Genomic DNA, 19,491 nt, shown 5'->3' with positions numbered 1-19,491 from the left:
GCGGGCACCGCGTGGTGCCCGCCCGTCGCCGGTGTGCCGGGTCAGCCCAGCAGGGCGGGCAGGTCGGCGATCGAGGCGAGGACGTGGGTCGCGCCGTCGGCCCGCAGGCGGGCCTCGTCGTGGGCGCCGGTGAGGACGCCGGCGACGACCGTGGCGCCGGCCCGGGTGCCGGTCAGCATGTCGTAGCCGGTGTCGCCGGCGACCGCGACCCGGCGCACCGAGTCGGTGCCGGTGCGCAGCAGGGCGGTGAGCACCAGGTCGGGGTACGGGCGGCCGCGGCCGGCCTCGGCCGGGCAGAGGGTGAGGTCGGCGACGGACTGCCAGCCGAGGGCGTCCAGGATGCGGTCCTGGGTGGTCCGGGAGAAGCCGGTGGTGAGCACCACCTTGCGGCCTCGGCCGCGCAGTTCGGCGATGGCCTCGGCGGCGCCGGGCAGCGGGGCGCAGTGGCCGGCGTCGACCAGCTCGTCGTAGGCGGCCTCGAAGGCGGCGTTGGCCAGCTGGGCCTTCTCCTCCTCGCCGAACAGGTGGCGGAAGACGGAGATCTTGGACTCGCCCATGGTGGCGCGGACGTGGGCCAGCATCGGGTCGAACTCCGGGCTGCCGGCCTCGACGCCGAGCTTCGCGGCGGCCGCGGTGAAGGCCTGCTCGACCAGGCCGTCGTCGGCCACGGTGGTGCCGGCCATGTCGAGCACGACCAGGCGGATGTCGGTAGTCACAACAGTGGTCCTCACAGGTTGGCGAGTTCGGCGGTGGTCTCGGCGATGGCGGGCGAGCAGGTCATGCCGCGGCCGCCCGGGCCGGTGACCAGCCAGACGCCGTCGCGCACCCGCTCGCGGTGGACGACCCGGGTGAAGTCGACGCACTGCGCGTACACCCCGGCCCAGCGGCGGCGGATCCGCGGCATCGGGCGGCCGAGCAGGTCCTCGACGACGCCGGCCAGGTGGTCGTACGGGTCCTCGACGACGTCGAAGCCGAACGGCTGGTCGTACTCGTGGGTGTCGCCGATGGTCAGTCCGCCGTCGCGGCGCTGGACCATCAGCAGCTGCATCCGGTGCTCGGCGGCGACCGGCGGCTGCGGCTGGGTCGCGCGCAGCCGGTCCAGGGCGGTGCCGGCGAAGGCGGGGTAGTAGCGGAAGCTGTCGCCGTCGGCGACGGAGGTCGTCAGGGTCTCGCCGAGCGGGTCGGTCTGCATCATCTGGAGCCGGACCCGGCGGACCGGCAGGGCGGGGGCGAGCTCGCGGACCAGGCCGCCGAGCCAGGCGCCGGTGCAGAGGACCACCAGGTCGCCGGTGTGGACGTCGCCGTGGTCGTCGCGGACGGCGTTCTCGCCGACCACGTCGCGCACCTCGCGTCCGGACAGGAAGGTGTACCGGCCGGTGGACTCCAGGTACCGGCGCAGCGCGGGCTGGGCGGTGCGGGGCTCGACGGCGGCGTCACGCCCGCACCACAGGGCGCCCAGCAGCTCGCCGCGCAGGGCCGGGTTGGCGGCGCGGGTCTCGTCGGCGTCGAGCAGCCGGTAGCCGCGGGCGGCGGCGTCCGGCAGGGCCAGGGCCTGCTCCGCGACGGCGAACTCGGCCTCGGTGCGGATCGCGGTGAGCGAGCCGTTGGCCCGGAAGCCGAGGTCCGGGACGCGGGCGCCGATGGACTCCCACAGTTCGCGGGCCCGCAGCGCGGTGTCCAGTTCCTCGCCCCGCGCCCGGCCGCTGACCCAGACCAGGCCGAAGTTGCGCACCGAGGCGCCGCGCGCCTCGGTCTCGCGCTCCAGGTGGACGACCTCGTGGCCGCGCTCGACTGCCTGCCAGGCGTGCATGGTGCCCAGCACGCCCGCTCCTACGACGATGACTCTCATGCGGCCAGGCTGGTGCGCCCAGGTGTCCAGGGGGCGTCGGCGCGCCGTCCCGCAGATGAACCACCTGAAAAGTTGTACAGACAACCCGCCGGTCATCCTCCGGCGGCGCCGGGGGTCAGTACTGCTGCGCCCGGTAGGCGGAGTGGCCGTGGCCGACCAGCGGCAGCTCCCCCGCCCCGAGCAGCGGCCGCAGCGCGCCCGCCCGCATCCGGTCCACCAGCGGTCCGCAGCGTCCGGCGAGCGGCGTCAGCACCACCGCGACCAGCAACCCGACCAGCGCGCCCGCCGCCACGTCGTGCGGGTAGTGCACGCCGACCCAGACCCGGGAGGCGGCCATCAGCGCCGCGAACAGGCCGGCCACCCAGCCGAGCCGCCGGTCGACGAACCAGAGCGAGGCCGCGGCGGCGAAGGCGATCACCGAGTGGTTGCTCGGGAAGGACCAGTCCCCGGTGCCCGGGCAGGTCTCCAGCGCGACGCTGCCGTGGATCTGCGCGCACGGCCGGATCTCCTCGACCGCGCCCTTGAAGACCGAGTTGACGCCGTAGGCGACGAACACGACCACCGGCGAGGCCAGCACCCTGGCCATCACGGCCGAGTCCGCGCCGCGCGCCCGCCACCAGGCGAGGACCATGAAGACCGCGAACAGCCCGAGGCCGAACGCCGACCAGACCTTGATCAGCTCGTCCAGCCAGTGCGGGGCCGACTGCGCCCAGCGGTTGACCCGGGTGTACAGGTCGCCGTCGATACCGCTGCCGTCGTACACGGCGAGCACCCGGGAGGGCATCACGCGTCACCTCCGTGACGTCGCACCCGACGGGCGCGAAACAGTTCGAGAACAATGGGGAACAGGAGACAACTACTACCAGACCGATGATCCGCAGCAGATATCCGTCGTTTCCGGGTACGGACGAACCCAGCGCGTCACCGGTGCGCACTGCCGCGGGCACCCGGCGCGCACCGCGGCGACGCGGACCTCCCGTACGGTGGGGACGGGCAGCGCGCGGCCCCTCCGACCGCCCCCACGCCGGCCCGGCCGGCGGCCACCGTACGGACCGGCCCGGCGCCCACCGGCCGGGCCGCGCCCCCTCGCCTGCCCAGCATCCGGACACGCGCCCCCCACGCGCCTCCGTGCGCCGGTCACGCCCCGGGCACGGCCGACCGCCCAGCACCGGACCCACGACGCCGGCCCCCGTTTCGTACCGCCCGGTATGCGGACTTGCCGGACCCCGTCCCCAGCGGCCCACCGCACCCGTACGCTTTCGTCAGCGCGTCGGCCCCGACGCGTCCTCGAACGGCGGCGAGGAGCGGAACGAGTGCGGCAGACCGGACGGCAGTCCCGACGACCAGAGCGCCGCACCCCGCCGACCGCGGCGGAGCTGGCCAAGGTCCACGACCGCACCCTCGCCGACGCCGCCGCCCGGGAACTGGCCGCTCCCGCCCGCGCCGAGGAGGCCGACGGCCCCGGCCGGCTCGACCCCCGCCCCGAGATCGGCGACTCCTGGGCCCGGCTGCGCCGCCTCGGCCTCGACCCCGACACCGGCGCCGCCACCGTCCTGCTGGGCCCCGGCGAAATAGAACAGCGCCGCCGCACCAGCGGGCTCGACGCCGTCCTGCCGGTGCTGCGCGAGACCCTGCTGGAGGTGGGCGGCGCGGCCCCACTGCTGCTGGCCGTCGCCGACGCCGAGGGCCACGTGCTCTGGCAGGAGGGTGAGCGCGGCCTGCGCCGCAGCGCCGACCGGATCGGCTTCATCACCGGCGCCCGCTGGGTCGAGGAGAGCGTCGGCACCAACGGCATCGCGGTCGCGCTGCGCACCCAGCGCCCGATGCACGTCCACTCCGCCGAGCACTACCTGCGCAGCCACCACTCCTGGACCTGCGTGGCCGCGCCGGTGCGCGACCCCGGCACCGGCCAGCTGGTCGGCGCCGTCAACCTGAGCGGCCCGGCGCACACCGTCCGCCCGTACCTGCTCCAGCTCACCGCCACCGCCGCCCGGCTCGCCGAGACCGAGCTGCGCGCCCACCGGCTGGAGGCGCTGCACCAGCTGCGCGCCCTGGCCGCCCCGCTGCTCGCCCGGGTCGGCGGCCCGGCCCTGGTGGTGGACGCGGCCGGGTGGACGGCCGCCGCGGCCGGGCTGCCGCCGCCCAGCCGGCTGCGGGTGCCCAGCGAGGGCTGGACCCCGGCCACCGTGCACTGGGTGCCCGGCCTCGGCGAGTGCGTGCTGGAGCCGCTCGCCGACGGCTGGCTGGTGCGCCCGGTCCGGCCGGCCGAGGAGGACGGCGCCGGGACGGTGACCGCCGAACAGGCCGAGGGCGCCCACCTCCGGCTCGACCTGCGCCGCCCGGACCGCCCCGAGGTGTCCGTCCGGGGCGCGTCCGACAGCTGGTCGCACCCGCTCAGCCCGCGCCACGCCGAGCTGCTGCTCCTGCTCGCCACCGGGCGGGAGGGCAGCACCGCCGCCCAGCTCGCCGAGGCGCTGTTCGGCGACGCGGGCCGGACGGTGACGGTCCGCGCCGAGCTGTCCCGGCTGCGCCGCTACCTGGGCGGACTGCTGGCCCACCGGCCGTACCGGATCGCCGAGTCGGTGCTGGTCACCGTGGACGGGCCGGACGACCCGTACGACCTGCTGCCCGCCTCCTCGGCCCCGGCCGTCCGGCGGCTGCGGGCCGCGCTGGCCGCCGGGACGGCCCGGCTGCCCGGCGCTCCGCCGCCCCTCCCGCCGCCGCGCGTCGCCGAGTCGCCGGAGCGCCGCTGACGCGCCGCCCCCTGCCGTCCGGTCGCCCGACGCCGCCCCCGGCGCGTCGCGGGGCGCGTCAGCCGTCGGCGAGCAGCGCGGCCAGATCGGCGTCGGTGGGGCCGCAGCGGCGCTCCTGGTGCTCGGAGACCAGCGCGTAGGTGCGGTCCAGCCAGGCCTGCACCCGGGGCTTGGAGGCCTCCAGCAGCGCGCTGCCGTGCGGGGACTCCAGCGCCAGGTGCAGCGTCGCGCCGTGGCACGGGCAGTACGCCGGCCACAGCTTGACGTCGCCCTGGCCGCTCAGCGTGCGCAGGCCGTCGCGCAGCAGCTCGCGCGAGAACACCCAGTCGGCCTCGTCCGGCCGCCCCAGGTGGAAGGTCAGCAGCACCTCGTACGGGCGCGCGGCGTCGAACCGGAACCGGGTGCGCACCTCGCCGACCACCTCCTCGCCCAGCGAGATCCGCAGGATCAGGACCTCCTCCTCCACCGCCGCCGGAGCGGCGGTGGAGCCGACCCCATCGCCGCCCGTGGGGGTGGCGGCGAGGGGTGCACTGGAGGCTGCGGACAGCGGGTCGGGCGGCATGACGGTCTCTCCGGGACGGCGTGGGATGTCCTCAGCCTGCGTCACGCCCGGTAGGGCGGGCAAGGGTTGCAAGGGGGTTGCAACGACCCCCCGGCCGGGGCGGCCGCCGCCCCTCGCCCCTGTCGGATGGAGCGTCAACTTCCGTGTGGGGAAGGGCCGTCCACGAAGTGACGCGGGTGATCGGCATGCGGTCGCCCCGCTGGTACGCTCTCCCCCTCCCCGCGCGGGCCCGCGCGGAACACCGGCCCCGTGCGGCCGGAGCCGGGCCCGGCGGCGGCGCGTGGGAGAATACGGCGACGCGACGGCGGCTTCGGGGAGGGAGGGGTCCGTTGGCTGTGCGCGAGGACACCGCGCGGGACGTACGGCACGAGCCCGCACGGCAGGGCCGGCACGGTCGGCCGCGCCCGTTCGGCGGCCTGTTCCGGCTGCCCACCGTGCGCTTCTCCGGCGCCGCGATGGCGATGTCCACCGTGGTCGGCATCAGCATCGCCACCACGCTGCTGCTCAACGAACAGCAGGGGATCGGCCGCCGGGCCGGTGTCGCCCGGGTCGGCAGCACCCCGCCGCCCACGCCGGGCGCCGACGACCAGGCCGAGACGGTCTCGGCGCAGACCCCGACCGACGGCCCGTCGTCCGCCGCCTCCGGCCGCCCCGCCACGGGCCGGCCCTCGACGCACGCCTCCGCCCACGTCCCGGCCCGCCCCTCGGGGGCGGCCGCGCCGGTCGCCGTCACCCCGCCCGCGCCCCGCACCGCGGGCCCGGGCACGCCCCAGACCGGCGGCCAGGCCTCGGCCGGGCAGGACGCGCCGGCCCCCGGCACCCAGCTCACCGGCACCGAGGCCGGCGTCCCGGCCCCGACCGGCGCCTCGCCCTCCCCCTCCCCTTCGGTGCCGCCCCCGGGCTCCGGGCAGCCCGGCTACGCGCCGGCCGGCTCCGGCCTGGCGCCGAACGTCCCCGGACCGCGGCCGGCCGCGCCCGCGTACCCGGCGCCGCCCGCCGCGCCCCTCCCGGACACCGTCGGCGCCGCCGGCGCCCCGGACGCGGGCGGCCCGGCCGGCCCCGGCACCGCCCCGGACGCGGACCACGCGCTGTCCGGCGCCGCCCTGCTCTCCCCGCTCGGCCGCGACGGGCTGCGCCACCAGCTGGCCCTCGCGGTGGCCGAGCCGGTCACCGCCTTCCAGGCCGAGTTCCGGCTCGCCCCGGGCGAGTCGGCCCCCGGCCCCGGCGCCGCCTGGACCGACCTGCCGGGCGCCGTGGTGACCGCCCAGCAGGAGCGCGGCACCCTGGTCTACCGCTTCACCACCCCGCCCGGCACCGACGTCCGGCCCGGCCACTACACCTTCGTGGTCCGCGGCGCCCGTCCGGCCGCCGAACCGTCCGTCACGGCGCGCAAGGCGGCCCCGGCGGAGAGCTGGAGCGTCTCCGCCTTCGCCCTCGACCACCCCCGCGCGGTCGCCGCGCTCGGCGGGTTCGGGCCGGTGCCGGCGTCGGCCGCCGAACCGTCCGCGCCCGGTGTCCCGCCCGCCGCTCCGGCCCCCGAGCCGGACGCCGTCCCGGGCACCGCCCCGACCACCGCCCCGGCCACCGTGGCGCGCTGACCTGCCGACGGCCGGGTGTAACAGTCCTCCGACGATCCGTCGGCAGGCCGTTCCCGACGGGCGCATCCCCGCACCCTCGTTCGTTACTGTGAGCAGCACCCGGCCCGGCGCCCCCGACGGCCCCGGCCGGGCCGCCGTTCCGCACCCGAGGAGGAGTCCGTGTCCACCGTCCTGACCCAAGGCGGCAACGCACCGCTGACCGCCGCGCGAGTGACCGTGGAGGTCGCCGCGCCCAAGGCGCTGGACGTCTCCGGCCTGCTGCTGACCGACGCCGGAAAGGTCCGCTCGGACGACGACTTCGTCTTCTTCAACGCCCCGGACGGCCCCGGCGTCAGCCACCGCCCGGCCACCGCCGGCACCCCGGACGCGATCACCGTCGACACCCGGGCCGTCCCGGCCGGCATCACCAAGATCGTGGTCACCGCGAGCCCCGCCGACCAGGTCTCCACCTTCGCCGGGATGGAGCCCACCGCCACCGTCCGCGACGCCGACACCGGCGAGGTGCTGGTCACCTTCACCCCGCCGCGGCTGGGCGTGGAGACCGCGCTCATCGTGGTCGAGGTCTACCAGCGGGGCGGCGCCTGGAAGGTGCGCGCGGTCGGCCAGGGCTACGCCGACGGCCTGGCGGGCATCGCCACCGACTTCGGCGTCTCCGTCGAGGACTCCCCGGCCCCGGCGTCCACCCCGGCCCCCGCCGCGCCGGCCGCGCCGCCGGCTCCCGAGGCCGCGGTCGCCCCGCCCCGCCCGCTGGACCGGACCGTCCAGCTTCCGACCCCGCCGGCCGCACCGCCCGTGTCCCCGGCGCCTCCGGTGCCTCCCGTACCTCCCGCGCCGACGACCGCCCCGGTCGACCCGCGGATCGCCCTCGCCACCGGCCAGACCGCCGTCCCGGCCGCCCCGCCCGCGGCACCCCCGGCGTACGCCGAGCCCCCCGCCCCGGCCGCCCCCGCCAAGATCACCCTGGACAAGGGCCGGGTCAACCTCGCCAAGGGCAGCTCGGTCTCCCTGGTCAAGAACGGCCGCCCGTTCCTCTCCTCCGTCCGGATGGCCCTCGGCTGGAAGTCCGCCGCCCGCGGCCGCGACGTCGACCTGGACGCCTCCTGCCTGGCCTTCGACGCCCGGCACAAGCGGCTGGAGACGGCCTGGTTCATGAAGCTGAGCATCTTCGACGGCGCGATCTCCCACTCCGGCGACAACCTGGTCGGCGGCCGGGGCGGCGACGACGAGGTGATCACCGTCCACCTGGAGGGCCTGCCGGCCGAGGTGCACGGGCTGGTCTTCGTCGTGAACTCCTTCTCCGGCCAGAAGTTCACCGACGTGCGCGACGCCTACTGCCGCCTGCTGGACGCCCGGACGGAGGAGGAGCTGGTCCGCTTCGACCTCACCAACTCCGAGCCCCACACCGGTGTGATGATGTGCAAGCTGGTCCGCCGCCCGGGCGGCGAGTGGGAGATGACGGCGCTCGGCGAGTACGTCGACGGCAAGACCGCGCGGGCGATGATCGAGCCCGCCGCCGCCGCGCTGTAGCCCACCCGCGTCACCTCAGCACCCGCGGATTCACCCCCCAGGGGCATCAAGTCGTCTCCGCGACGACTCGATTGACTCTCCGGGGGGTGAATCGCACTCTCCCCCGCACCCCGAGGAGGAGAGCCGTGCCACGTTTCCTGTCCCGCCTCGCCGTCGCCGGCGCCGCCACCGTGCTCGCCGCCGGGCTGGTCACACCCACCACCGCCCAGGCCGCCGCCCGGCCCGGCGACCGCGCCACCGCACTGCGGTGGACGGCCCTCGGCGACTCCTACACCGCCGGGGTCATCGAGGCCACCGGCGCCGAGACCGAGCCACGCGACGGCTGCGCCCGCACCGTCAAGTCCTATCCCGAGATCCTCCGCCGCGACCTCGGCTCCCTGGTCGAGCTGCGCAACGTCAGCTGCAGCGGCGCCACCACCGACAGCGTCCGCGCGAGCGCGCAGTCCCCGCTCGGCCGTCCGCTCCCGCCGCTCGGCACCGACCCCAACGGCCCCTACCCGGCCGTCCCGCCGCAGATCGACGCCGTCGACCCGGCCACCGACCTGGTCACCGTCGGGATCGGCGGCAACGACCTCGGCTTCGCCGAGATCCTCAAGAGCTGCATCGAACTCGGCGCCGTCCAGCTCGGCCGGGGCACGCCCTGCAAGGACAAGTTCGACGCGAGCCTGCCCGACCGCCTCGACCGGCTGCGCGACGACTACGACCGGATGCTGACCGCGCTGCACGCCAAGGCCCCGTCCGCCAGGGTGCTCACCGTCGGCTACCCGCACCTCGTCCCCGAGGACGCCGCCCGCTGCCAGTACGGCAACCCCCTGCAGTTCGGCACATTCACCACCGGCGACCTCGCCTGGGCCCGCACCGCGCTGCTGGAGCCGCTCAACGCGGTCGTCGCCCGGAGCACCGCCGCCCACGGCGACACCTTCGTGGACCTCTACCCCGCCAGCGCCGGCCACAGCGTCTGCGACGCCGACCACTGGCTGGACGGCGTGCTGACCAGCGTCCTGCCCCTCAAGTACGCCGTGGTGCACCCCAACGCGACCGGCCAGGCGCACACCGCCGCCCTGATCGAGGACGCCGTCCTCGGCGGCTGACCGCCGGCCCGCGCCCGGTGGGTGGGCGGGCCGCGGAAAACCGCTGGCCGGCCCGCCCGCCGGGCCCCATCCTGGTCCGATGCCCATCGACATCCGCGAGGCCGTCCCCGAGGACTGGCCCGCCATCTGGCCCTTCTTCCGCACCATCGTCGCCGCCGGCGAGACCTTCCCCTACCCCCTGGACATGCCGTCCGAGCTGGGCCGGGAGTGGTGGATGCTCGCCGCCCCGAACCGCACGGTGGTCGCGGTGGACGAGGACGGACGGGTCCTCGGCACCGCCAACATGAACCGCAACCGCCCCGGCAACGGCTCGCACGTGGCCAGCGCCAGCTACATGGTCGACCCGGCCCACCACGGCCGGGGGATCGGACGGGCCCTGGTCGAGTACACCCTCGACTGGGCCCGCCGGTCCGGCTTCCGCGCCATGCAGTACAACGCGGTGGTCGCCGCCAACCACCACGCCGTGAAGCTCTACGAGTCGCTCGGCTTCGAGATCGTCGGCACCGTCCCCGAGGCCTTCCACCACCCGGTCGAGGGCTACGTCGGCCTGCACGTCATGTACCGGCCGCTGTAACCCCCTACTCCTCGATCGCCCCGCCGACCCGCCGCAGGTGCTGCCGGAAGCTGTACGCCGGGTCGGCGGCGCGCCGCTCCAGGTACTCGTCGAAGGCGGTCTGCCGGCGCAGGGTGTCCCCGGCGGCGATCCGCGCGGCCTGCGCGCGCTCGGTCCGGGCGATCGCACCGGCCGTCTCCAGCACCTCGGCGGCCCGGTCGGCGGGCACGAACAGCACCCCGTCCGCGTCGGCGAACACCACGTCCCCGGTGCTCACCAGGTGCGGCCCGAACCCCGCCGTGAGCAGCGCCTCCGGCTCCCGGTCGTCCAGTCGCAGCGGTCCGAGCGGCAGCGCCCCGTAGCTGAACACCGGCAGCCCGATCTCCCGCAGCTCGGGGGTGTCCCGGTGCAGCCCCCACACCACGATCCCGGCCACCCCGGCGGCCCGCGCCTCCAGCACCGCGAGGTCCCCGATGCAGGCCTCGTCGGTCCGCCCGCCGTTGTCGACCACCAGCACGTCCCCGTCCCGGGCCGCCCCGTACGCTTCCAGGAACACGTCCACGCTCCCGTAGTGCCGCACCGGCAGCACCCGCCCCGCCACCCGGGCCCCGGACACCACCGCCCCCACCCCCGCCGGCGCCACCCGCAACCCCACCCCGAGCCGCACGCAGGCATCCGCCACCAACGGCGTCGACAGCTCCGAGAATTCCTTCAGCATCCCCAACTCCTCTCACCGACAGCCAAGTTCACCAGCCCGGATCCTATGCCGGGCTTCAAACTCACACCATCGAGTGAAACTCCGCCGCATACGGCACAACCCCGCCGAGCAGCGAATAGCGTGACGACCACCTGAAGGAGGGGCATCATGAGTGCTGTGGCGCATGAGCAACCGATCACGGGCTCCCCATCGCAGGCCGACATCCTGCTGGAGAGCTTCCTGAGCCTGCACTCCCCCGAAGGCTTCCGGGCCGAGCTCATCGAGGGAGAGATCATCGTGGCACCACCGCCGGACGGCGATCACGAGGACTACATCGACCTTCTCATCGACCAGGTGAAGGCCAAATCAGCGGTCCACATGCAAGTGTCCGGCGGCAAGGGCCTCCGCCTGATCAGCGGCGGCCTCTGTCCGAAGAACCACGTCATCCCCGATGCGACGTTCGCGCCGCGAGAACTCCGCCTCTTCCGCGGCGCCCCGCCCTGGATGGAACCGGACGGCGTGGCCATGGTCGCCGAGGTCACATCGAGCAAGCCCGACCAGGACCGCATCGCCAAGCGCCACTGCTACGCGCGAGCCGGCATCCCGCTCTATCTCCTCATCGATCGGGAGAAGTCCCAGGTCAGCCTCTTCAGCCAGCCGCACCGTGAGGAGTACACGGAGGTACACCTGGCGGCCTTCGGCGAACCGCTCGCCCTTCCCACCCCGTTCGAATTCGAGCTGGACACCAAGGACTTCCTCTAGGAACGCGAACGGCCCGCACCCCCCGTCAGGGGTGCGGGCCGTGGCCTGTTGGCGCCGGGTCAGCCGCGGGTGGCCATGGCGCGCAGGAAGAAGGTCAGGTTGGCCGGGCGCTCGGCGAGGCGGCGCATGAAGTAGCCGTACCACTCCTGGCCGTACGGGAGGTACACGCGCATCGTGTTGCCCTCGCCGGCGAGGCGCAGCTGCTCCTCGGGGCGGATGCCGAACAGCATCTGGTACTCGAAGGAGTCCCGCTTGCGGCCGTTCCACTGGGCCAGCTGGCCGGCGATCTTGATCATGTTGGGGTCGTGCGAGGCGATCATCGGGTAGCCCTCGCCCGCCATCAGGATCTTCAGGGCGCGGACGTACGCGAGGTCGACCTCGTGCTTGCCCTGGAAGGCGACCGACTCGGGCTCCTTGTAGGCGCCCTTGCACAGGCGCACGCGGGAGCCGGCGCCGGAGAACTCCCGGCAGTCGGCCTCGGTGCGGCGCAGGTAGGCCTGCAGCACGACGCCCAGCCAGGGGAAGTCCGCCCGCAGCTCGCGCGCGATGGCCAGGGTGGAGTCGGTGGTGGTGTGGTCCTCCATGTCGAGGGTCACGGTGGTGCCCGCGTCGGCGGCGGCCGCGCAGATGCGGCGGGCGTTCTCCAGCGCGATCTTCTCGCCGTCCACCGGGAGGAACTGGCCGACGGCCGACAGCTTGACCGACACCTCGGCGCCGGCCGCGAGGCCGGTCTCCTTGAGGGCCTTGAGCAGGTGCTCGTACGCCTCGGCGGTGCCGGCGGCCTGGGCGGCGTCCTGGGTGTCCTCGCCGAGGTGGTCCAGGGTGACCTTGCGGCCGGTCGCGATCAGGTCGTCGGTGGCGGTGACGGCGTCGTCGAGGACGTCGCCGGCGACGAAGCGCTCGACTATCGCGTGGGTCGGGGGGAACTTCTCGACCACGGTGCGGACCTGCGGGGACCGGGAGGCCGCGAGAAGGGCGGAACGGAGCATCGTGACTCCTGGAGCTGGTGTTTCCAAGGGTGGCAGAAAGGCCGGGGCGGCGGGCGGCGGGGGTGTGCCCGCCGCCCCGGAGGGGCGACGCCCGGCTGCGGGACCGGGCGTCGCGGGTGACCGGTGGCTACTGGACGAGCCGTGCGGTCGGAGGGGCTGGTCAGCCCATGTGCGGGTAGCGGTAGTCCGTCGGCGGGACGAACGTCTCCTTGACCGAGCGGGTCGAGGTCCAGCGCGCCAGGTTCTGCTTGGCACCGGCCTTGTCGTTGGTGCCCGAGGCCCGGCCGCCGCCGAAGGGCTGCTGGCCGACGACGGCGCCGGTCGGCTTGTCGTTGATGTAGAAGTTGCCGGCGGCGAAGCGCAGCTTGTGCATCGCGTCCTGGGCCGCGGCGCGGTCCTGGGAGATGATCGAGCCGGTCAGGCCGTACGCGGACACCGACTCCATCTGGGCCAGCATCTCCTCGTACTTCTCGTCCTCGTAGACGTACACGGCCAGGATCGGGCCGAAGTACTCGTCCTTGAAGTACTCGCTCGCCGGGTCCTGGCAGACCAGGACGGTCGGGCGGACGAAGTAGCCCACCGAGTCGTCGTAGGTGCCGCCGGCCAGGACCTCGACCTGCGGGTCGGCCTGGGCGCGGTCGATCGCGGCCTTGTTCTTGGCGAAGGAGCGCTCGTCGATGACGGCCGACATGAAGTTGGACAGGTCGCTGACGTCGCCCATGGTGAGGCCGTCGACCTCGGCGGCGAACTCGTCCTTGAGGCCGGCCCAGATCGACGCCGGGACGTAGGCCCGCGACAGCGCCGAGCACTTCTGGCCCTGGAACTCGAAGGCGCCGCGGGTCATCGCGGTCTTCAGGACCTTCGGGTCGGCGGACGGGTGGGCGACCAGGAAGTCCTTGCCGCCGGTCTCGCCGACGATCCGCGGGTAGGTGCGGTAGCCGGCGATGTTGTTGCCGACCTCGCGCCACAGGTGCTGGAAGGTGGCGGTGGAGCCGGTGAAGTGGATGCCGGCCAGCGCCGGGTGCTTCAGCGCGACCTCGGAGACGGCCAGGCCGTCGCCGGTCACCATGTTGATGACGCCCTTGGGCAGGCCGGCCTCCTCCAGCAGCTGCATCAGCAGGTGCGCGGAGAACTGCTGGGTCGGGGACGGCTTCCACAGCACCACGTTGCCCATCAGCGCGGGCGCGGTCGGCAGGTTGCCGGCGATCGCGGTGAAGTTGAACGGGGTGATCGCGTAGACGAAGCCCTCGAGCGGGCGGTGGTCGCTGCGGTTCCAGACGCCGTCCGAGGAGATCGGCTGCTCGGCCATGATCTGGCGGGCGAAGTGCACGTTGAAGCGCAGGAAGTCGACCAGCTCGCAGGGGGTGTCGATCTCGGCCTGCTGGGCCGTCTTCGACTGGCCGAGCATGGTGGCGGCGGCCAGGGTCTCGCGCCAGGGGCCGGCCAGCAGGTCGGCGGCCTTGAGGAAGATCGCGGCGCGGGAGTCGAAGGAGAGCGCCTGCCAGGCCGGGGCAGCGGCCAGGGCAGCGTCGATGGCGTCCTGCGCGTCGGCCTGGGTGGCGTTGCGCAGGGTGCCGAGCCGAGCCGCGTGGTTGTGCGGCTGGACGACGTGGATCTCGGTGCCGCCGCCCATCCGGCGCTCACCGTTGATCGTCATGGTCAGCTGGACCGGCTCCTGGCCGCCCAGCTCCTTCAGCTTGGCCTCCAGACGAGCCCGTTCCGGGCTCCCGGGGGCGTAGCTGTGGACCGGCTCGTTCACCGGCGCGGGGACCTGGGTCACAGCGTCCATAGAGCGCACGCTCTCCTTCGTTCAGTGCGGGGGGACTGCCGGCGCGGGTCGCACGCCGGCCACAGCACGAACGCTATTCCTGGCCACCGGGCCACATGATTGGCCGAGCGGCTAAATTCCCCCGTACGGCGTTGTCCGGCCCGACGAATCGGGTCACGCGGCGGTCACGAACCGCCCTCACCGGCCGCACCGGTCACACCACCGGCTCACACGCCCCGGCTCGGACCGGGGGTCCGAGCTCCGGCTCGAACCCCGGCTCGGATCCCAGCGCGCACCACCGGCTCACACGCCGGCGCTCGCCTTCCGGCCGTTCACCACCGCCGCCCTGGCGGCGACCTCCTCCACCACCGGCCGCCGGGCCGCCTCGTACGCCGCGAGGGCGCTCGGCAGGTCGGGCCGCCCGCTCAGGCAGCGGGCCAGTTCGACGGCGCTCTCGACGGCCAGGGAGACCCCTTGGCCGGAGCTGTTGGACGGGGCGTGCACCGAGTCGCCGACCAGCACCATCCGGTCGCGGTACCAGTGCGGGACGGACGGCATGATCTCCAGCCGCGGGAAGACCTCGACGCTCGCGGTGTCCGCCGCCGCCAGGACCTCCCGGGCGGGCAGGTCGTCGGCGTGCAGGTCGCGGGCCAGCGCCAGCCAGTCCTCCCGCGACACCTCGCGGGCCTGCTCCGGCGTCAGCTGCTCGGGCCTCGGGATGTTGCTGAACCAGGCGGTCCCGGCGCCGTCCCGCAGCGCCCAGTAGCCGAAGAACGCCCGCGCGCCCTGCGCGAAGTGGATGGACTCCCCGGCCGCGCGCGGGCCGGTGAGCCGGTGCGCGCTGTACCCGCCGACCCCGATCAGGCCGGTGTACCGCGGGCCGGGCGCGGCCGGGTCGATCAGCCCGCGGACGACGGAGCGGGTGCCGTCGGTGCCGATCAGCAGGTCGCCGGCGGCGGTGGTGCCGTCGGCGAACCGGGCGGTGACGCCGGTCGCGTGCTCCTCGACGCCGACCAGCCGCTTGTCGTACCGGACGGGGACGCCCTCCTCCCGCAGCCGCCGCTGCAGCACCGCGTAGAGCTCGGCGCGCCGCATCACCCGGCCGCGGACGTCGGGCAGCTCGGCGAGGACGCCGCCCCGGGCGTCCTCGATGACCGTCCGTCCGACGGGCTGGCCGACCGCGCCGACCTCCGCCTCCAGCCCGACGGCGGCCAGCGCGGCCAGTCCGTTGGGCGCGATCATGAAGGTCCCGCCGATGCCCTCGGCGGAGGTCCGGTAGGCCTCGAAGACCTCCGCCTCGACGCCGGCCCGGCGCAGCGCCAGCGCCGTCACAGGTCCGGCGATCCCGCCACCGATGACCAGGGCCCTGTCCACGGTTCGCGTCTCGTTCATTGCAGCCTCCCGAAGGTCTCGTGCCAGGTCCGGACGAATTCCGGCTCCCGGAGCTGTTCGACCAGGCGTTCGACGAAGGCGGTCTCGGCCCGCAGTACGCCGACCCGGTACTCCTCCTCGATCAGGAAGAGCCAGCCGACGCCCTCGGCCGCCGCCTTGCGCAGCTCCGCCGTGATGCCCGCCACCTCGGCGGTCAGCGCGGCCTTCCGCCGCTCCAGCAGCTCCACGGCCTCGGCCGGCGGGAGCACCATGAGCAGCGACAGCGAGACCCCGAACGCGGGGTACTCGTGCTGCGGTTCGGCGACGAGTTCGCGCATCCAGTCGCGGAGCTCCGTCCTGCCGTCGGGGGTGATGGCGTAGACGGTGCGCTCCGGCCGCTGGGTGTCGCGGACGGTCTCCTGCTCGGCCACGAACCCGGCCTTCCGCAGCTGCTCCACGACCATGTACAGCGAGCCGCGGTTGTACTTGATGTTGCGGTCCTTCGCGTGCTCCTGGAGCCGGCGCCCCATCTCGTACGGGTGCAACGGCTCGGCCAGGAGTTCGGCCAGGACCGCGAGGGCCAACGGGTTCGACACCTTGCGTCGCTTCGCCATGAGACGTGCCTCATCTCTTGGTCAGTACTGACTATCCAGTCCCGAATAGTCAGAGTCAACTATTTTGAAATGACGGGTCCGGACTCTGTCCGCCCGGCTAAAATCAACCACACGCCGTTGTCCGAGCGGATGAAGGAGGCCCGGATTGACCACGCCCGGCCTGCCGCTCCGTCAACTGCTGATGTCGCTGGGCGAACCGCTGGTCGAGCTGCAGGCCGCCCCGCAGGGCCTGGACGTCCCGGTGCGCGACGTCGCCATCCTCGACCCGGAGGACCCGCCGACCGCCGCCCCCGGCGAACTCGTGCTCGCGATCGGCGCCCGCGGCCGCGCCGCGCTGCCCGCCCTGCGCGCGGCCGGCCGGGCCGGCGCCGCCGCCGTCGCGGTCAAGCTGGACGGCCCCGGCCAGGCCGACGCGCTGCGCGAGGCCGCCACCGACGCCGGCGTCGCCCTGCTCTCGGTGCGCCGCGAGACCCGCTGGGAGCACCTCGACTCGCTGGCCCGGGCGATCATCGCCGGCCCGGACGCCCCGGCCGCCCCCGGCGCCCCCGAGCCCAACGCGGGCGACCTCTTCTCCCTCGCCCAGACCGTCGCCGTGCTCACCAACGGCATCGTCTCGATCGAGGACACCTCCAGCCGGGTGCTGGCCTACTCCCGCTCCTCCGACTCCGACGAGGTCGACGACCTGCGCCGGCTGTCCATCCTCGGCTGGCAGGGCCCGGAGCCGTACCTGTCCAAGCTCCGGGAGTGGGGCATCTTCCAGCACCTGCGCAGCTCGGACGCCCCGATCGCGGTCGAGCCGCACCCCGAGCTGGGCCTGCGCCGCCGCCTGGCGGTCGGCATCCGGGCCGGGGCGCAGCCGCTCGGCACCATCTGGGTGCAGGAGGGCGCCCAGCCGCTGGCCCCGCTGGCCGAACAGGCCCTGGTCGGCGCCGCCCGGGTCGCGGCCGCCCAGCTGGTGCGCCGCCGCCGGGAGCTGTCCGCCGACGTCCGGCTCACCCAGACCCTGCTCACCGGCCTGCTGGAGGGCTCCACCGGCCCCCAGTCGCTCGCCACCCACCTCGGCCTGGACCTGCGCCGCCCGGCCACCGTGCTGGCCTACAGCGCGCGCACCACCGACGCGCTGCACCGCTCCGACGTCACCGGCCTGATCTCGGTGCACACCGCCGCCCGGCACCGCACCGCGCTGCTCGCCCCGATCGACTCCCGGGTGTACGTGCTGCTGCCGGAGCTGCCGCCCGGCCTGCCGATGACCACCGTGCGCGACTGGGCCTCCGAGGTGGTGACGGCCGCCCGCGAGCACCTGGGCGTCCCGCTGCGTGCCGCGATCGGCTCGACCGTCAACGCCCTGGCCCGGGTCCCCGAGTCCCGCGCGCAGGCGGACCGCATCCTGGACGCGATGGGCCGCGGCGGGGTGGACCTCGACGTCGCGGCGCTGATCGACGTCCAGGCGGAGGTGCTGGTCAGCGAGATGGTCGCGCTGCTCCAGGAGCGCACCGGCCTGCGCGACCCGCGGCTGACCGCGCTCACCGAGTACGACCGCCGGCACGGCACCCGGCTCGCCGAGTCGGTGCTGGCCTGGCTGGACGCGCTGGGCGAGGTCCGGGTGGCCGCGGACGCCCTGCACATCCACCCCAACACCCTGCGCTACCGGGTGCGCCGCGCCGAGCAGTTGACCGGCATCGACCTCGCCCAGCCGCAGCAGCGCCTGCTGGCGATGCTGCAACTGCGGCTGCCCGCGGACGAGTGGTCCGCGGGCAGCCGGTCACACTCCGAGGGTCACTCGCCGTAACCCTGGCCGCGCTTGTGCTCGTTCAGCCGGCGCCACGGGCCGCTGATGGCCAGCTGGATGCCCGGGGTCTGGATGTTGGCGAACAGGGTCTTGCCGTCGTCCGAGAAGGTCACCCCGGTGAACTCGCTGAACTCGGGCTTCTCGGCGGTGCCGATGTTCAGCTCGTTGCGGGCGATCGGGAAGACCAGGCCGTCCTCGGTGGCGCCGAACAGGTGCGAGACGCCCTCGCCGTCCTCGGCGATCACGATGCCGCCGTACGGCGAGACGGTGATGTTGTCCGGGCCGTCGAAGTTGTCGTGGTCGCCCCAGACGTCGTTGTTGACGCCCAGCAGCACCTTGAGGGTGATGGTGCGGCGGCTCGGGTTGTAGAACCAGACCTGGCCGTCGTGCTGGAGCGGGCTCTCCGAACGGGCGTAGCTGGAGACGAAGTAGAAGCCGCCGTCACCCCACCACATGCCCTCCAGCTTGCGGGCGCGGGTGACCTCGCCGTCCTTGAACTGCTTGCGCACCGAGACGGTCCTGGCGTCGCGGTCCTGGACCTTCACCCAGTCCACGCCGTAGGTGGTGCCGACCTTGGTGGCGCGGGAGAGGTCGTCGACGAACTTGCCCTGCGCGTCGAAGACCTTGAAGGCTTCCAGCACGCCGGCGTCGGCGGCCAGCTGGCGCAGCTTGTAGCGGCCGTGCTTGAAGCCGGCCGGCGGGGTCCAGCGGAACAGCAGGCCGTTGGGGTTCGAGGCGTCCTCGGTCAGGTAGACGTGACCGCGCTTCGGGTCCACCACGACGGCCTCGTGCGCGTAGCGGCCGAAGGCCTTCACCGGCTGCGGGTCGCGGTTGTAGTCGTCGTCGAAGGGGTCGACCTCGAAGATGTAGCCGTGGTCCTTGGTGAAGCCGTTCTTGCCGGCCTTGTCCTCGGTCTCCTCGCCGGACAGCCAGGTGCCCCACGGGGTCACGCCGCCGGCGCAGTTGGTGGAGGTACCGGCGATGCCGACCCACTGCTCGACCGAGCCGTCCCGCTTGGCGTGCACGATGGTGCAGCCGCCCGCCGCGCCCGGGTCGTAGACGTGGCCCTCGGTCAGCGGCACCGGGTGCGGCCACTTGTCGCGGGAGCCGGACAGCTCGTGGTTGACGACCATCAGGTTGCCGCCGCGCTCGTCCTCGAAGGCGGAGGTGCCGTCGTGGTTGCTCGGGGTGAACTCGCCGGTGCGCAGCTTGGTGACGCCGGCCCGGTTGAGGACCTTGTACGAGAAGCCCTTCGGCAGCGACAGCAGGCCGGCCGGGTCCTGGACCAGCTGGCCGTAGCCGACGGCGGTGCCGGCGGCCGAGTTGGTCCCGGCGGCCGCGGCGGCCGGGACCTCGCCACCGACCGGGGCGGCGATCGCGCCCGGGGCGCTGGCCAGCGCCTCGGCGCTGCCGGCGATCAGCACGCCGGCCCCGACGAGGGTGGAACGGTTGACGAAGTCCCGGCGGGACAGCGACATGGCAGCAACTCCTGAGGATGAGCGGGGGCGTCGGTGCGGGATGCCGACGCCCAGCAGGCTCCGCCGGACGGGTGAACCCGACATGACGTC

General features: G+C 74.5%; 17 protein-coding genes. 7 read left to right on the top strand and 10 right to left on the bottom strand.

Annotated features, from left to right (window positions below; all coding sequences use genetic code 11):
* Positions 1–41: 41 nt before the first annotated feature.
* From ACZ5GH_RS25935 to ACZ5GH_RS25925, 3 genes are all read right to left on the bottom strand, one after another.
* Positions 42–716 carry a phosphonatase-like hydrolase gene (locus tag ACZ5GH_RS25935; protein WP_464335360.1) on the bottom strand — a complete coding sequence of 225 codons (675 nt, stop codon included), beginning with the start codon at positions 714–716 and terminating at the stop codon, positions 42–44.
* A gap of 11 nt (positions 717–727) precedes the next feature.
* Positions 728–1,849 (bottom strand): TIGR03364 family FAD-dependent oxidoreductase, encoded by a 1,122-nt coding sequence (locus tag ACZ5GH_RS25930; RefSeq protein WP_464335359.1) that lies wholly within the window; start codon positions 1,847–1,849, stop codon positions 728–730.
* Between the two features lie 115 nt (positions 1,850–1,964).
* Positions 1,965–2,633 carry a phosphatase PAP2 family protein gene (locus tag ACZ5GH_RS25925; RefSeq protein ID WP_464335358.1) on the bottom strand — a complete coding sequence of 223 codons (669 nt, stop codon included), beginning with the start codon at positions 2,631–2,633 and terminating at the stop codon, positions 1,965–1,967.
* Between the two features lie 529 nt (positions 2,634–3,162).
* On the opposite strand from ACZ5GH_RS25925, the gene ACZ5GH_RS25920 reads away from it, so the two are divergent.
* On the top strand, positions 3,163–4,602 hold the full coding sequence (locus ACZ5GH_RS25920; RefSeq protein WP_464335357.1) for a GAF domain-containing protein: 1,440 nt from the start codon (positions 3,163–3,165) through the stop codon (positions 4,600–4,602).
* Between the two features lie 58 nt (positions 4,603–4,660).
* Here ACZ5GH_RS25920 and ACZ5GH_RS25915 read toward each other — a convergent pair whose 3' ends face one another.
* On the bottom strand, positions 4,661–5,164 hold the full coding sequence (locus tag ACZ5GH_RS25915; RefSeq protein ID WP_387758363.1) for an SsgA family sporulation/cell division regulator: 504 nt from the start codon (positions 5,162–5,164) through the stop codon (positions 4,661–4,663).
* A gap of 329 nt (positions 5,165–5,493) precedes the next feature.
* Between ACZ5GH_RS25915 and ACZ5GH_RS25910 the strand changes: the two genes are divergently transcribed.
* From ACZ5GH_RS25910 to ACZ5GH_RS25895, 4 genes are all read left to right on the top strand, one after another.
* Positions 5,494–6,762 (top strand): hypothetical protein, encoded by a 1,269-nt coding sequence (locus ACZ5GH_RS25910; protein ID WP_464335356.1) that lies wholly within the window; start codon positions 5,494–5,496, stop codon positions 6,760–6,762.
* A gap of 171 nt (positions 6,763–6,933) precedes the next feature.
* A complete protein-coding gene (locus ACZ5GH_RS25905) occupies positions 6,934–8,289 on the top strand; it encodes a TerD family protein (RefSeq protein WP_464336873.1) in 1,356 nt (451 codons plus the stop codon).
* A gap of 125 nt (positions 8,290–8,414) precedes the next feature.
* Entirely contained in the window at positions 8,415–9,380 is a 966-nt protein-coding gene (locus tag ACZ5GH_RS25900; protein WP_464335355.1) for an SGNH/GDSL hydrolase family protein, read from the top strand.
* A gap of 85 nt (positions 9,381–9,465) precedes the next feature.
* A complete protein-coding gene (locus tag ACZ5GH_RS25895) occupies positions 9,466–9,954 on the top strand; it encodes an N-acetyltransferase family protein (protein WP_464336872.1) in 489 nt (162 codons plus the stop codon).
* A gap of 4 nt (positions 9,955–9,958) precedes the next feature.
* Here the strand turns inward: ACZ5GH_RS25895 and ACZ5GH_RS25890 are convergent, their stop codons facing one another.
* A complete protein-coding gene (locus tag ACZ5GH_RS25890; RefSeq protein WP_464335354.1) occupies positions 9,959–10,651 on the bottom strand; it encodes an RraA family protein in 693 nt (230 codons plus the stop codon).
* Positions 10,652–10,798: 147 nt separating this feature from the next.
* Between ACZ5GH_RS25890 and ACZ5GH_RS25885 the strand changes: the two genes are divergently transcribed.
* A complete protein-coding gene (locus ACZ5GH_RS25885) occupies positions 10,799–11,392 on the top strand; it encodes a Uma2 family endonuclease (protein ID WP_387758358.1) in 594 nt (197 codons plus the stop codon).
* Between the two features lie 59 nt (positions 11,393–11,451).
* Here ACZ5GH_RS25885 and ACZ5GH_RS25880 read toward each other — a convergent pair whose 3' ends face one another.
* From ACZ5GH_RS25880 to ACZ5GH_RS25865, 4 genes are all read right to left on the bottom strand, one after another.
* Positions 11,452–12,381, bottom strand: coding sequence for a proline dehydrogenase family protein (locus ACZ5GH_RS25880; RefSeq protein ID WP_387758356.1), 930 nt, complete (start codon positions 12,379–12,381; stop codon positions 11,452–11,454).
* 160 nt (positions 12,382–12,541) lie between these two features.
* A complete protein-coding gene (gene pruA, locus ACZ5GH_RS25875) occupies positions 12,542–14,170 on the bottom strand; it encodes an L-glutamate gamma-semialdehyde dehydrogenase (RefSeq protein ID WP_387758354.1) in 1,629 nt (542 codons plus the stop codon).
* A gap of 282 nt (positions 14,171–14,452) precedes the next feature.
* Complete coding sequence (locus ACZ5GH_RS25870; RefSeq protein WP_464335353.1) at positions 14,453–15,541, bottom strand: FAD-dependent monooxygenase; 1,089 nt, start codon at positions 15,539–15,541, stop codon at positions 14,453–14,455.
* On the bottom strand, positions 15,538–16,134 hold the full coding sequence (locus ACZ5GH_RS25865; RefSeq protein ID WP_387758350.1) for a PadR family transcriptional regulator: 597 nt from the start codon (positions 16,132–16,134) through the stop codon (positions 15,538–15,540). Before ACZ5GH_RS25865 ends, ACZ5GH_RS25870 begins: the two co-directional genes overlap by 4 nt.
* 145 nt (positions 16,135–16,279) lie before the next feature.
* Between ACZ5GH_RS25865 and ACZ5GH_RS25860 the strand changes: the two genes are divergently transcribed.
* The gene (locus ACZ5GH_RS25860) at positions 16,280–17,923 is read left to right on the top strand and encodes a PucR family transcriptional regulator (RefSeq protein WP_464335352.1); all 1,644 of its coding nucleotides are present in this window, start codon (positions 16,280–16,282) and stop codon (positions 17,921–17,923) included.
* Here the strand turns inward: ACZ5GH_RS25860 and ACZ5GH_RS25855 are convergent.
* Positions 17,911–19,401 carry an alkaline phosphatase PhoX gene (locus tag ACZ5GH_RS25855; RefSeq protein WP_464335351.1) on the bottom strand — a complete coding sequence of 497 codons (1,491 nt, stop codon included), beginning with the start codon at positions 19,399–19,401 and terminating at the stop codon, positions 17,911–17,913. The two genes, ACZ5GH_RS25860 and ACZ5GH_RS25855, sit on opposite strands and share 13 nt — an antisense overlap.
* Between the last annotated feature and the right edge of the window lie 90 nt (positions 19,402–19,491).

It is taken from the genome of Kitasatospora sp. Xyl93, from assembly GCF_055383135.1.
The sequence above is the reverse complement of the archived record's forward strand: the minus strand, read 5'-3'. Positions and strand labels throughout refer to the sequence as shown.